15 protein-coding genes are annotated in these 12583 nt (G+C 43.7%); 10 read left to right on the top strand and 5 right to left on the bottom strand.

The window, feature by feature from the left end; all coding sequences use genetic code 11:
* Nucleotides 1–7: 7 nt before the first annotated feature.
* Entirely contained in the window at nt 8–1081 is a 1074-nt protein-coding gene (locus tag SJY39_RS26165) for a methyltransferase (protein WP_010439258.1), read from the top strand.
* A gap of 24 nt (nt 1082–1105) precedes the next feature.
* Nucleotides 1106–2347, top strand: a complete 1242-nt coding sequence (locus SJY39_RS26160) for an NAD(P)/FAD-dependent oxidoreductase (protein WP_016792925.1) — start codon at nt 1106–1108, stop codon at nt 2345–2347.
* A 125-nt stretch (nt 2348–2472) separates the two neighbouring features.
* Here SJY39_RS26160 and SJY39_RS26155 read toward each other — a convergent pair whose 3' ends face one another.
* A complete protein-coding gene (locus tag SJY39_RS26155; protein ID WP_010439262.1) occupies nt 2473–2979 on the bottom strand; it encodes a hypothetical protein in 507 nt (168 codons plus the stop codon).
* Nucleotides 2980–3118: 139 nt separating this feature from the next.
* Complete coding sequence (locus SJY39_RS26150) at nt 3119–4252, bottom strand: flagellar assembly protein FlgT (RefSeq protein ID WP_016767048.1); 1134 nt, start codon at nt 4250–4252, stop codon at nt 3119–3121.
* Nucleotides 4253–4444: 192 nt separating this feature from the next.
* Here SJY39_RS26150 and SJY39_RS26145 point away from each other — a divergent pair, with 192 nt between their 5' ends.
* The gene (locus SJY39_RS26145; RefSeq protein WP_010439267.1) at nt 4445–5080 is read left to right on the top strand and encodes a FlgO family outer membrane protein; all 636 of its coding nucleotides are present in this window, start codon (nt 4445–4447) and stop codon (nt 5078–5080) included.
* A 9-nt stretch (nt 5081–5089) separates the two neighbouring features.
* Nucleotides 5090–5521, top strand: a complete 432-nt coding sequence (gene flgP / locus SJY39_RS26140; protein WP_010439270.1) for a flagellar assembly lipoprotein FlgP — start codon at nt 5090–5092, stop codon at nt 5519–5521.
* 296 nt (nt 5522–5817) lie between these two features.
* Here flgP and SJY39_RS26135 read toward each other — a convergent pair whose 3' ends face one another.
* The 3 genes from SJY39_RS26135 to flgA all read right to left on the bottom strand — a co-directional run bounded on the left by SJY39_RS26135 (nt 5818) and on the right by flgA (nt 7553).
* Complete coding sequence (locus tag SJY39_RS26135; protein ID WP_010439272.1) at nt 5818–6243, bottom strand: flagella synthesis protein FlgN; 426 nt, start codon at nt 6241–6243, stop codon at nt 5818–5820.
* A gap of 66 nt (nt 6244–6309) precedes the next feature.
* Nucleotides 6310–6627 carry a flagellar biosynthesis anti-sigma factor FlgM gene (gene flgM, locus SJY39_RS26130; RefSeq protein WP_010439274.1) on the bottom strand — a complete coding sequence of 106 codons (318 nt, stop codon included), beginning with the start codon at nt 6625–6627 and terminating at the stop codon, nt 6310–6312.
* Nucleotides 6628–6806: 179 nt separating this feature from the next.
* Complete coding sequence (flgA, locus tag SJY39_RS26125; protein WP_029189138.1) at nt 6807–7553, bottom strand: flagellar basal body P-ring formation chaperone FlgA; 747 nt, start codon at nt 7551–7553, stop codon at nt 6807–6809.
* 77 nt (nt 7554–7630) lie between these two features.
* On the opposite strand from flgA, the gene SJY39_RS26120 reads away from it, so the two are divergent.
* The 6 genes from SJY39_RS26120 to flgE all read left to right on the top strand — a co-directional run bounded on the left by SJY39_RS26120 (nt 7631) and on the right by flgE (nt 12550).
* Entirely contained in the window at nt 7631–8557 is a 927-nt protein-coding gene (locus tag SJY39_RS26120; protein ID WP_010439280.1) for a chemotaxis protein CheV, read from the top strand.
* Between the two features lie 11 nt (nt 8558–8568).
* Nucleotides 8569–9396, top strand: coding sequence for a protein-glutamate O-methyltransferase (locus SJY39_RS26115; RefSeq protein WP_004736174.1), 828 nt, complete (start codon nt 8569–8571; stop codon nt 9394–9396).
* A gap of 254 nt (nt 9397–9650) precedes the next feature.
* A complete protein-coding gene (gene flgB, locus SJY39_RS26110) occupies nt 9651–10046 on the top strand; it encodes a flagellar basal body rod protein FlgB (RefSeq protein WP_004736175.1) in 396 nt (131 codons plus the stop codon).
* Nucleotides 10047–10050: 4 nt separating this feature from the next.
* Entirely contained in the window at nt 10051–10464 is a 414-nt protein-coding gene (gene flgC / locus SJY39_RS26105) for a flagellar basal body rod protein FlgC (RefSeq protein ID WP_004736176.1), read from the top strand.
* 17 nt (nt 10465–10481) lie between these two features.
* A complete protein-coding gene (gene flgD / locus SJY39_RS26100) occupies nt 10482–11195 on the top strand; it encodes a flagellar hook assembly protein FlgD (RefSeq protein ID WP_010439286.1) in 714 nt (237 codons plus the stop codon).
* Nucleotides 11196–11245: 50 nt separating this feature from the next.
* On the top strand, nt 11246–12550 hold the full coding sequence (flgE, locus tag SJY39_RS26095; protein ID WP_010439292.1) for a flagellar hook protein FlgE: 1305 nt from the start codon (nt 11246–11248) through the stop codon (nt 12548–12550).
* The last annotated feature ends 33 nt before the right edge of the window (nt 12551–12583 follow it).

The following is a 12583-nucleotide window of genomic DNA, read 5'->3' as shown; positions in this document are numbered from 1 at the left end:
GTTTTTCGTGTCGGAATATAAATTAGATCCATTCAACGCTTTAGAAGCAAAAACAGAAGCGCAGAAGTTGTCTTTCGCTCCCATTGTTTTTCATACTGCCCGTACACTTCGTGATTTAGGTATCTTGAAATCGTTAGATGACGCGGGTATTAGTGGTTTACCTGCGGAGACTCTTTCGGAAATAACGGGCGTATCTGAGTACGGCGTAAAAGTTCTGCTCGATATGGCGTTAAGTGCTCATATTGTTATTTGGGACAAACCTAACTATAAAATGGCTAACCTTGGTTTCTACCTTCTGCACGATGGGATGACCAACGCGAACATGGACTTCACGGCTGATGTTTGTTACGCCGCGATGATGCATTTAACGGAAGCGATTGAAGAAGGCACACCTGCGGGCTTAAAAGAGCTAGGTGACTGGGAAACCATTTACCAAGGTTTGTCTCAATTGCCAGAAAAAGCAAAAGAGAGCTGGTTTAAGTTTGATCATTTCTATTCAGACCGTTCGTTCCCTGTTTTGCTTGAGAAGGTCTTCAGCAAGAAACCTAAGTCGCTGGTGGATATCGGCGGTAATACGGGTAAATGGGCGATGCAGTGCTGCAACCACGACTCAGATGTTGATATAACGATTGTAGATTTGCCACAGCAACTAGAAATGGCAATGGCAAACGCGACACTACATGGCCATCAAGACCGAGTAACGCCATTCCCAGCCAACATGCTCGACAAACAACAAGTGTTGCCGACGGGTGCGGATGTGTGGTGGATGAGCCAGTTCCTTGACTGCTTCTCGCCAATGGAAATTCTAAGCATATTAAAACGAGTTCGCTCTCATATGTCAGAAGAGGCGACTGTCTATATCCTGGAACTGTTTTGGGATGCACAGAAATACGATGCGGCGTCTTATAGTTTAAATGCGACTTCTCTTTACTTTACTTGTTTGGCCAACGGTAACAGCCGTTTTTACCGCAGTGAAGATTTCTTAGAAATCGTTGAGGAAGCTGGCTTTGAAGTGGTGACTCGTACCGACGATATCGGCCTCGGTCACACACTGCTTGAATTGAAAGCTAGCGCGCAATAAAAATAACAAATATGGCTTAAATAAATGAAGAAAATATCAACTCAAGTGGTGATCATCGGAGCTGGACCATCAGGGTCTGTTGCCGCGTCTTTGCTTCACAAGAAAGGCATCGATGTTCGAGTGATTGAAAAGAGTCTTTTTCCTCGCTTTTCTATTGGCGAAAGCCTGTTACCTGCTTGTATGGAAGTGATTGAACAAGCCGGTATGAGCAAAGCAGTAGCTGACGCTAACTTCCAATGTAAAGATGGCGCGGCTTTCCGTAAAAATGACGTTTATACGGCGTTCAATTTTGAAGATAAGTTCTCTTCTGGACCGGGAACCACGTTTCAAGTTCAACGAGGCGCCTTTGATAAGGTGTTAGCCGATGCTGCTGAAGCACAAGGTATTACCATTGATTATCAACATGAGTTGATGGGCATTGATTTCACCGAAGGCAGCACGACTTTAGATGTCCAAGTTCTTGATGGAGAGCGTTATCAGCTCGAAGCTCAGTACGTTTTGGATGGCAGTGGCTTTGGCCGAGTACTGCCTAAAATGCTTAACTTGGAAGAGCCGTCATCGCTTCCTCCACGCAAAGCTATTTTCACGCACATTAACGATCATGTTTTAGACGTTGATACTGAACTAGAATATGACCGCAATAAAATTCTCATATCAGTGCATCCATCTAATCCTGATGTTTGGTACTGGTTAATTCCGTTTAGCAACGGCGTCTCATCATTTGGTGTCGTCGGTGAGCCTAAGTTCTTCGAGTCATACCCGGAAGATAAGATTGCCGCTCTTAAGCAATTAGCAACCGAAGAGCCTGGATTAGCTGAAATTTTAGCAAATGCCGAATACCCAAACCCTGCAGGTGAAATAGGTGGCTATTCTGCCAACGTAAAGCACCTTGCAACGGATAAGTATGCGCTGCTGGGTAATGCCGGTGAGTTTCTTGACCCTGTATTTTCATCAGGCGTTACGATTGCGATGAAGTCGGCCCAGTTTGTCGTTGAGTGTGTGGAAAAGCAGCTTAATGGTGAGAACGTCGATTGGGAGCGCGATTATGCGGCTCCGTTGATGGTGGGCGTAAACACTTTTAGAACGTATGTTGAGGGGTGGTACTCAGGTACTTTGCAGGATGTGATTTTCTATCAAGATCCAAACCTGAAGATTAAGCAAATGGTATGCTCGATTTTAGCTGGTTACGCATGGGATCAAACTAATCCGTACGTGAAAGAATCGCAGCGTCGATTGGCGACACTGGCAGAGATATGCCGAAGCTAGGTAGTCTATTCAGTGTGTGAGAGTATCTTCAAGCGCTAAGGTGACTAACCTACAAACAAAAACAGCCGCAAATGCGGCTGTTTTTGTTTCTGAAAATATGGGATTTCAATTCAATCGAGTGAAGACTACTTCAAGTCGATGCTGTTCAGTCGTCCCATAAATATCAACAGATCAATCACATCTTTATGGGCATCAAGCAGGGCGCGTTTGGTTTGGCTATAAGCGGCAAGTCGTCCATGCTTTCTGATTGAGCACACTTTGGTTTTGTATTTGTAGTCGCCGTTATCTGAGAATACACGCCACTTAGCGATGTAGCATTCGTCGCGGTGTTCAGGATCAGTCTGGGTAGGATTAGGCTTGAATACAATTTTTGGCTCTAAACTATGAGGTAGGCGCGTCATCAGATAGGGCTCTTTGAGGACTTTGGGCCAAAACTTGCCCCAAAGCTGTCTGCCCAGTTCGTCTCGTAACTTGATGGTTTTCTTTAGTGCTTTGTCTTCACCCATGCGAACAAAGCCGACAGAACGATGCAGTACCGTATCATCGGGTGTATGGATGTGAATTTTAAAAGCGGTTTTACCTTTCGATATGAAGCGGTAACCGGTAGCACCAATTAGATTATTCAGGCTCATAGTTTGCTAAATGATGATTATGTTATTAATAAGATTACGACAAATACGTAAAAACCGAAACTAATCATCATGAAAAAAATAAAGCCTTAGTACTTTTGCTAAGGCCTTATTAGAAACTATGAGCTGGGAGTGACACTAACTACATGATTTTCTGCATCACATCACCAATTTGAATGCTTCCTGCAAGGCTAGGCTGATCAATCGTGAGTTCGGCTTCATTTTCATAAACACGAGAAACCGTCAGAGTGATATCACTTTGAGATACTTTGTTACGTGGTAAGCCTCTTTGGTCGATAAACGAACCCGTGTGCCACAATTGCAGTTTGTCACCTTGTTGCACGCCATGCATTCGACCAAGATCAATGGTTACTGTATTGCCGTAGACCGCCGCAACTTCCGGAAGGGTAATCTTACACGATACTTCTGATTCCAAGTCCAGCATGATATTACGGCTGACGCGAAGCATCATGCTGCCATAAGTGGATGCCCAGAAGCGTGCGCTGCGTGTATCGACTTCACTGGTCTTAGCAAATGGCCATTTTGCTACTTCACGATAGCTACGATTGTAAACTTGGTGACCTGTTTTACCGTCGAACACTTGCATCTCTAGTGCAAACTGTCGGTTGATAACGTCATCTTTCAACAACTTAGATTCAACGGTTGCCGTTAAGTCGGTAATGTCGCCACCAATGATGTACTGCGCGCCTGTGTCTTGAGCGATCATCTTGATTATGTCAGGTCGACGCTTATCGATGTCATAATTTGTTGTACCAACCGAGACAAAGCTACGAGACTCTTTTGCCAACTGTCGATCAACGACATGGCCGAAATCATCACCGATGTTATAAATTCTTCCCATTACGGCTTGTTGAGGGGAGGTCACATCAATGTTGCCGACCAAAAATGTCTTCTTGTACTGACTTTCATGGCAAGCATTTGCCGAAGGATAGATGTCGATCCTTGCGGTGATCATTAGGTTGCCACCGCGAGTCTTTACTTTATCAACCAATATGTAGCGTACTTCGTGATTAGTAAACTGGAACTCTTTTTTACTCGCATCCAGATAAGGCGTGAGGTTGGAGATACTACCGATATCAGCACCAGAGAACTGAACCGCTTTATATACCGCGTCTTCCAGAGCGTGGACTCTTGCGGATTCTTCCGACGATACGATGGCTGCTGTACCGGTAACCTCATACCAAGAGGCATGAGCACTGAAGCTTATGGTTATCAGTGAACTTATTGAAAATAAGTAAGAAATTATTTTTTTCATCTATTCGTTACCAGTTGGGTATAAATATTGCTTAACAAATAACTATAAGCTTGAAGCTGACTTAAGTGCGTTTTTCTTAATCTGAACTATTAACGAAAAGCAAAGACTGTTCCAACATTGTAATCCATTGAAAAGAATAATGGTGAGAACATATTGGAACAGGCAGCACTAAAACTATCTGGAGATTAGATAATGAAAAAATGGCTCGTAGTTATGAGTGTCGTGTTACTGACATCATGCGCTTATTCGCCGATCTATAACGGCAAGTCTGAATATTCAGGCAGTCAGTTTATGTTGATGGACAGCCCTCGTCACACCATGGATTTTTTCGTGGAAAGTATGACCGAAGATTTAATCGTGTCGAATACGAGTATCTCAGCAAGAACACCGATTGCGATTACCTCGTTTGTTGATCTACAACACATGGATACAACCAACTGGCTAGGAAATTCGGTATCGGAAGGTTTCATTCATCAGTTTCAGCGTCGTGGCTTCAAGGTTGTCGATTTTAAAACGACGGGTTCTATCCAAGTGACTCACCAAGGTGACTTTGCGTTAAGCCGTGATTGGAAAGATTTAGCTCAAGAGCAAGACGTCCAATACGTGCTGACGGGGACTATGCTTCGCCAAGAGGGTGGTGTTCTAGTTAACGCTCGTGTAGTTGGAATGCAAACTCGTATTGTGGTTGCTTCTGCACAAGGCTTCTTGCCGGCAGACCGTATTGGTCGTGACCTTGATACTCTGAACAGTATTCGAACTCAAGATGGCGTTATTATTCGTTCTGACCCAACGATCAGCCAGCCTTACACTGTTATTCTTCGCCCTTAGGAGTTCGAGATGAAGAAGTTAATATTTGTTGTTGCCGCTTTATTGCTTGTTGGTTGTCAGCCACTGCAAAGTATGAGGCCTGATGATTTCTTGGTTGCGGTTGGTTACGCGAGTATCAGTGAGCAAAAAGGTCGTAACGACGAAGAAAGGCGCATCCGTGCGATGAGAGCCTCTAAGATTGACGCTTATCGTGAGCTTGCTGAACAGGTTTACGGTATGCGAGTAAGCGGCCGAGCTGAACTTGAAGATCAGCGCCTTGGTACTGAACGAACTTCAGGTGCGGTTGATGGTGTTATTCGTGGCGCAGAAGTAGTACGTAGTTACCCTGTGGGTGATAGTTATGTAACGGAACTTCAATTAGATATTCGTAAGATGGACCAACTACGTAATTACGGTGAAGTGCAGGCTGTGCCAGAAAAGAGACAACAAACGCTATTCTAGTTGTATGATCTCTTAGGCTGTAGGTTAATGATCATCGAGTTCTGTTTATCTAGTTAAAAGATTACCTAGTTATATGAGTTGCCACTCGTTTTCCAGATGACGTAGCGGCAATTGATAACTGACGTAAATAAAAAAGCGGCAAGTATGAAGATACTTGCCGCTTTTTTATTTATCGATTTTGTCAGGGCGCTCAAAGGCTGATTAGACGTTTTGATAAAGAATAACGACAGGAATAGTCTGGGATACAGATACAGGCAGAAGGTTAATAAGGGGTATTACTGAAGAGGGAGGCTTAACTAGGCTTTTACGTTGGTTCCCAGCGTAGAAATCGTATGCGTTTGACCACCGGCATTGTAGGTCATGCCAATTTTACCGTGGCTTTGTTGCATCATATTACTGAGTTTTTTGAAGCTAAGGTGTGCTCGATTCAAGGCTTCGCCATTAACCAGGTTCGCTTGATGGCAATCGTGCACTATGGACTTGATGGTTGCGACTAACTGAGCTAGTTCAGAGTTCTCGGTCAGTTCTGAGATATTGGTATGGGCTGCGATTCGTTGATCGGTTGACCTTAGTTGCTCAACTAGGACCACTTTTTCTTTGGCGATTCTCTCAATATCGTTTGATTGTCGGCTCGTGATCGCGGTTTTCTCTGAACTTAATAATTCAGATAAGGCTTTGGCATTTTGAAGTTGAAAATTAACTAAATCTGCTAGTGCCGCCATAACGTAAACCTATTCATAACCTCGTGTGCTTTAAGGCAATCACTTTAATCAAAAGTGATAGTTGGCTTAAAGACCTTTTAATTCATCTTCGAACTTGATCATATTGTCTGCCAGTTTTTCTGGATCGACAGTGTATGAACCGTTCGCAATCGCTTCTTTGATCGCCGCAACTTTTACAGAGTCAAAACTCGGTTGTGCCGCCATATCTTGGTGGAGTTGACCAATGGCTTTGCCTTGTTGGCTAAGCGAAACCGCATCTTTGCTTGCTGGTGATTTAGTTGATACATCAGAGCGTGATGCCTCAGAGCTAGAATCAGAGCGTACTGCTGATCGGTTGGGGGTCGTTAGGGTTTGCCCTGAACGAATATTATCAATGCCTGCCATAGTTAAGCCTTTTTCTTCAAAAATGGGAACCTGTACAGTCATTATCGACCATGGGTTCGAATACTTTAGCAATTTTTAGCTCAATAGTCGAAAAGGGACAAAACACTGTAGCCGTTATATTTGGCGTTAAGAGTGGAGAGCAAAATGGCTAACGATACCGTCAATTTAGAAGTAGAGAGTTAAAAGTAAACCGTGACTTCAGACATGCTGGTAACAATACCTTCAATTATACGTTGTGATTTATCATTTTTCACTCTTACTTGATCGCCCATTGAGCCATCCGTAAGTGCAGTACCTTTAGTGGTAATGGTCATGCCACCTTTAACTGCCTGTATGATAACCTTCTCATTTCGGCAAACGACACAAATATCGCCTCTTTCAACGACATCACCCGGTCTTAGGTTCTTTTTTACTTTGGCACCGATAACCTGTTGTGGGTTGGTGAAACCTTGGCGGCGAAATTTGTTAAGAGAAATCATGTCGGTAGTCACATCGTATTGACCGACAATCTCGCCTCTTGCAATTGAGCGCGTGGTGGTGACGAGTGGGACTGACATTGATAAGCGTACGGGCACATAAACTCGCCACTCGTCAGGAATGCATTGCACTAAAACCGTAATGCTACTGCGGGTATTGGTGGTGGTTGATGCGCTAGTTTCAAGCGGTACTGGACAGTCTGTTGCTTTAATTCTTGAGTCAACATTTGCTGAATTAACAAAGAGTTCGCCGCCTTGTGGCTGCTCAACCGTATCATGGATGTGTTGCTCGGCCGCAGACTGGATCATTTCAATTTGCTCTGGAGTCGCAGCTTGCACAAAAAAACTAAACAATATTGATAAAATGCCGATAAACTTAGCGACAGTTTTAAAAGTAGCTCTACACATTGCTATGGAAAGAGGTGGCAAATTTATTTTATAATATGTCATTCCGTTTCTCTGGTGGTTCGTAGCCTGCAGTAGACTAACACTTTTTATACAAAAAAGTTTGATATGGAGATGAGCTCATGACGGGTATTCTTGATTCGGTGAATCAGCGTACGCAACTCGTCGGTCAAAACCGATTAGAATTACTAACCTTTCGCCTAATGGGGCGTCAGCGCTACGGCATTAATGTCTTTAAAGTAAAAGAAGTGCTTCAATGCCCTAAGCTGACAAAGATGCCAAACTTGAACCCACTGGTTAAAGGTGTAGCACACATTCGTGGGCAAACGATCTCTGTTATCGATTTGAGCTTAGCGATTGGTGGCCGTCCTACAACGGATGTTGAAAAGTGTTTTGTGGTTATTTCTGAGTTTAACCGAACTATTCAAGGTTTCTTGGTCAGTTCAGTAGAGCGCATTATTAACATGCACTGGGAGTCAATTCTTCCGCCGCCGGATGGCGCTGGTCGAGCGAACTACCTGACAGCGGTAACTAATATCGATAATGAATTAGTTGAAATTCTTGATGTTGAAAAAATTCTTGCTGAAATTTCGCCTGTTGATGAAACAATGGACAGCAGAATTGCTGAAGAAATCGCAGAAGTAGAACAAGAGAAAGAATTGGTTCGCCGTATCTTGATTGCTGATGATTCAACTGTTGCTCGTAAGCAAGTTCAACGCGCCATTGAATCGATCGGATTTGAGGTTATCGCGGTGAAAGATGGTAAAGAAGCCTATGAAAAGCTGGTGCAAATGTCATCAGAGGGTAGTATTTACGATCAAATTTCATTAGTGATCTCGGATATCGAAATGCCAGAGATGGATGGATACACGCTGACTGCTGAGATTCGTCGTCACGCCGAACTTAAAGATTTATACGTAATTTTACACTCATCCTTGAGTGGTGTATTTAACCAGGCCATGGTTGAGCGTGTTGGGGCGAACTCCTTCATTGCAAAATTCAACCCTGATGAGCTTGGGGCAGCGGTTAAAGCTGCGTTAACTAACTAAAAGAGACATTAATGACTGCTATAACAATAAGTGATCAAGAGTATCGCGATTTCAGCCGTTTTTTAGAATCTCAATGTGGCATTGTATTAGGTGACAGCAAGCAATATTTAGTGCGCAGTCGTTTAAGCCCATTAGTAACGAAGTTTAAGTTAGCTTCGTTATCTGATTTGTTGAGAGATGTAGTAACTGGTCGAAACCGTGAGTTGAGAGTGGCAGCTGTCGATGCCATGACGACGAACGAGACACTTTGGTTCCGAGATACTTACCCGTTTGCTGTACTTGCGGATAAGCTACTACCGGAAATAGCGGCAAATAAACGACCTATTAAGATTTGGTCTGCAGCAAGCTCTTCAGGCCAAGAAGCATACTCAATGGCAATGACGATTCTTGAGACTCAAGCTCGCAAGCCGGGTATGTTGCCAAATGTATCGATTACCGCAACCGACATCTCTGCAAGTATGTTGGATATGTGCCGCACAGGCGCATACGACAACCTTGCATTGGGACGTGGACTTTCTCCTGAGCGCCGTCGTACTTTCTTTGAAGATGCGGGCGATGGTCGTATGAAAGTCAAAGACAACGTTAAGCGCATGGTGAACTTCCGTCCACAAAACTTGATGGACAGTTATGCGTTATTAGGTAAGTTCGACATCATTTTCTGTCGTAATGTATTGATTTATTTTTCGCCAGACATGAAGTCAAAGGTACTTAACCAGATGGCAAACAGCCTCAATCCTGGTGGTTACTTGTTGTTGGGTGCATCTGAATCGTTAACAGGCTTAACGGATCGTTTTGAAATGGTTCGCTGTAATCCAGGCATCATCTACAAATTAAAGTAATGAGTGGCACCAGTATTAGGTGTAACGTTACTGTCTAACTTCAAAACCCAGCCAAGTGCTGGGTTTTCTTTTTCCGGCTTAACCTATATCTTTAAGTCAGAGTGACATTCCAACCCACTCTATTTTTGGCTTGTATATTGCAAGTTTACCTACGAGTAACCTGTAAAAGTAATGGTCGGCCACTTTGTTTTAAAAGTTGGTATATATATTGCTTTGGTTATCTCATAACAGTCAGTTCTTGAGTTGAGGTTTACATGGCTATTTCTTTTGATAATGCTTTAGGCATTCACCAGCACACAGTTGGTGTACGTGAGCGTAACGCTGAGGTGCTTTCCACCAATATCGCGCAAGCGAACACGCCTGGGTATAAAGCAAAGGGACTAGATTTTAAGAAATCACTGCAAGCGGCAAGTTCTGGGGCAAGCATTGGTCTTAGCCGTACAGATGGTCGGCACATTTCTGCCTCAACAACGGTGAACGGGGAAACGAAGTATCGAATTCCTACCCAACCTGATACAGGAGATGGCAATACGGTTGATTTGGATTTGGAAAGAAACCTTTTCATGCAAAACCAAATTAGGCATCAAGCCTCTCTCGACTTCTTAGGAAGTAAGTTCAAGAATTTAACTAAAGCGATTAAAGGGGAATAATTAGATGAGCTTATTTAATGTATTCAATGTGACCGGTTCTGCGATGAGTGCTGAATCTGTTCGTCTAAATACGACCTCGAGCAACCTTGCGAACGCAGACAGTGTAAGTAGTTCTGCTGAAGAAACTTACAAAGCTCGTCACGCAGTGTTTGGCGCTGAGTTAAATAAAGCACGCAATAGTGGTCACACTGTGCCGGTGAAAGTATTAGGTATTGTGGAAAGCGATAAGCCGCTTAGTGCGGAGTACAACCCAGATCACCCACTAGCGAACAACGAAGGCTATATCTACAAGCCTAACGTGAACGTTATGGAAGAAATGGCAAACATGATTTCGGCATCACGTGCGTACCAAACGAACGTACAGGTTGCTGACTCGAGTAAACAAATGCTGCTGCGTACGCTGCAGATGGGTCAATAAGGATAAGGAGGTAGCATATGGCTGGAATCAACAACAATGTTGGTCAAAGCGGCTTGTCCTATGTTGACCAGCTGAAGAGTCTTCAAGATGGCGCTAAGAAGCCCGACGAAACAACAGGTAAGCAGGATCTTAAACAAGAAGATTTCTTATCTCTGTTGACTAAGCAACTTGCACAACAAGACCCTTTTAAGCCGGTTAGTAATGACCAGATGATTGCGCAAATGGCTTCATTTGCGACCGTAGATGGCATTGGTAAAATGAATACACAGTTTGAAAGCTTGAATTCATCAATGACTTCTAACCAAGCGCTTCAGGCCTCTTCTTTAGTAGGTCGTGATGTATTGGTTCCTGGTGCGGCAGGTGTGAAACCCGGTGATGGCGGTATGGCGGCAATGGTTAAGCTCCCTCAAGCCATGGACAATGTAATGGTCCGTGTTGAGAACGAAGTTGGTCAGTTGGTTCGTACATTTGATATCGGTTCTAAACCATCAGGTGACACGCGTGTTGAATGGGACGGAAAAGACGAAGACGGTAACCCATTGCCGGCTGGTAAATACAACGTTAAAGCGTCGGGTTTACTGGATGGCGAGAACACAGAGTTCCAAGTTTCCAGTTATGCGAACGTGAACAGTGTGCTTCTTGGTAAGGGTGATGGCAACGTACTACTCAATCTGGCTGGTTTTACATCGCCAGTACGACTTGCTGAAGTACTAGAAGTTGGTAAAGCGTAACTCTTTAAAAGAGTGATTATGCTAGCTAGAGAGATTAGGAGAATATTGGAATGTCATATGTAGCTTTGAGCGGCCTATCCGCTGCACAATTAGATCTGAATACAACCAGTAACAATATTGCGAATGCAAACACGTTTGGCTTTAAAGAGTCTCGAGCAGAGTTCGGCGATGTGTATTCAAGCTCGTTGTTTACTAACGGAAAGACTACCCCTGGTGGTGGTGCTCAAGCAAATAAAGTTGCGCAACAGTTTCACGAAGGTTCAAGTATTTATACAAATAACCCAATGGACTTACGTGTCAGTGGTACAGGTTTTTTTGCAGTATCGAAAGACCGCATGGTGCCAGAGATCAACGAACTAACGCGTAACGGAGCTTTTCACTTAAATAAAGACAACTTCATGGTAACCTCGAATGATGAATTTCTTTTAGGTTACGATGTTGACCCAAACTCGGGTGAAGTTCTTTCTTACGCGCCAAAGCCTCTCGACATTCCTGCTGAGTTTGGTAAGCCAAAACAGACAGAAAACATTGAAGTAGGAGTTAACCTTCCTGCAAATGGTGATCTTAAAGACCCGGCTGCATTTAACTACCAAGATTCTGACACTTATAATCGAGCAACGTCTTCGACGGTATACGATTCTATGGGTCAGTCTTACAAGTTAACGACTTACTACCTCAAAGATCAGACTCAACCAAACACTTGGCAGACGTACTACACCATGTCAGATGAGAACGGTGAAAAGCCGGTCAACATTACTGGTGGTGATGCGACGAATGCACAAGGTCATGTTGGTCACACAATGAAGTTCAACAACGACGGTACGTTAGCAAGCCTGAACAATGGTCAGCCGATTAACTCGGAACCACTTGGTGCTGGCGCGAACCCAATTGACTTGAACGGTGCTGATCCAACTCAAGTGCTTAAGTTTGGTCTGGATTCTTCAACTCAGTTTGCTGCTCCGTTTGAATTGACTAAGTTTGATGAAGATGGTGCAACAACAGGTTTCTTAACAAAAATCGATTTCGATGAGTACGGCAGTGTTCTGGGTACTTACTCAAATGGTGAAAACGTGATGCTTGGCCGTGTAGGCTTGGTTCGCGTACCCAATGAGCAAGGTCTAGATAAGAAAGGCGGCACTCAGTGGGATTCTACTAATGACTCAGGTTCTAAAATCTGGGGTGAATCGAACAAAGGTTCATTTGGTAGCATCAACAACGGTTCGCTAGAGCAGTCGAACATCGATATGACTCAAGAATTGGTTGATTTGATTTCTGCTCAACGTAACTTCCAAGCGAACTCACGTTCTCTAGAAGTACACAACCAACTGCAACAGAATATTCTTCAGATTCGTTAATCGTTTCGAGCGTTTGAATCATCTGTGAATACC

This window comes from Vibrio sp. R78045, assembly GCF_042466085.1.
Lineage (GTDB): Bacteria > Pseudomonadota > Gammaproteobacteria > Enterobacterales > Vibrionaceae > Vibrio > Vibrio cyclitrophicus.
This window is presented reverse-complemented; position numbering and strand designations above follow the sequence as displayed.

Coding starts and splice junctions, on each gene's coding strand:
- flgB (WP_004736175.1), top strand. CDS start 9,651: ATGGCTATTTCTTTTGATAATGCTTTAGGCATTCACCAGCACACAGTT.
- flgM (WP_010439274.1), bottom strand. CDS start 6,627: ATGGCAGGCATTGATAATATTCGTTCAGGGCAAACCCTAACGACCCCC.
- flgD (WP_010439286.1), top strand. CDS start 10,482: ATGGCTGGAATCAACAACAATGTTGGTCAAAGCGGCTTGTCCTATGTT.
- flgE (WP_010439292.1), top strand. CDS start 11,246: ATGTCATATGTAGCTTTGAGCGGCCTATCCGCTGCACAATTAGATCTG.
- SJY39_RS26120 (WP_010439280.1), top strand. CDS start 7,631: ATGACGGGTATTCTTGATTCGGTGAATCAGCGTACGCAACTCGTCGGT.
- SJY39_RS26115 (WP_004736174.1), top strand. CDS start 8,569: ATGACTGCTATAACAATAAGTGATCAAGAGTATCGCGATTTCAGCCGT.
- flgA (WP_029189138.1), bottom strand. CDS start 7,553: ATGACATATTATAAAATAAATTTGCCACCTCTTTCCATAGCAATGTGT.
- flgP (WP_010439270.1), top strand. CDS start 5,090: ATGAAGAAGTTAATATTTGTTGTTGCCGCTTTATTGCTTGTTGGTTGT.
- flgC (WP_004736176.1), top strand. CDS start 10,051: ATGAGCTTATTTAATGTATTCAATGTGACCGGTTCTGCGATGAGTGCT.
- SJY39_RS26135 (WP_010439272.1), bottom strand. CDS start 6,243: ATGGCGGCACTAGCAGATTTAGTTAATTTTCAACTTCAAAATGCCAAA.
- SJY39_RS26155 (WP_010439262.1), bottom strand. CDS start 2,979: ATGAGCCTGAATAATCTAATTGGTGCTACCGGTTACCGCTTCATATCG.
- SJY39_RS26145 (WP_010439267.1), top strand. CDS start 4,445: ATGAAAAAATGGCTCGTAGTTATGAGTGTCGTGTTACTGACATCATGC.
- SJY39_RS26150 (WP_016767048.1), bottom strand. CDS start 4,252: ATGAAAAAAATAATTTCTTACTTATTTTCAATAAGTTCACTGATAACC.
- SJY39_RS26160 (WP_016792925.1), top strand. CDS start 1,106: ATGAAGAAAATATCAACTCAAGTGGTGATCATCGGAGCTGGACCATCA.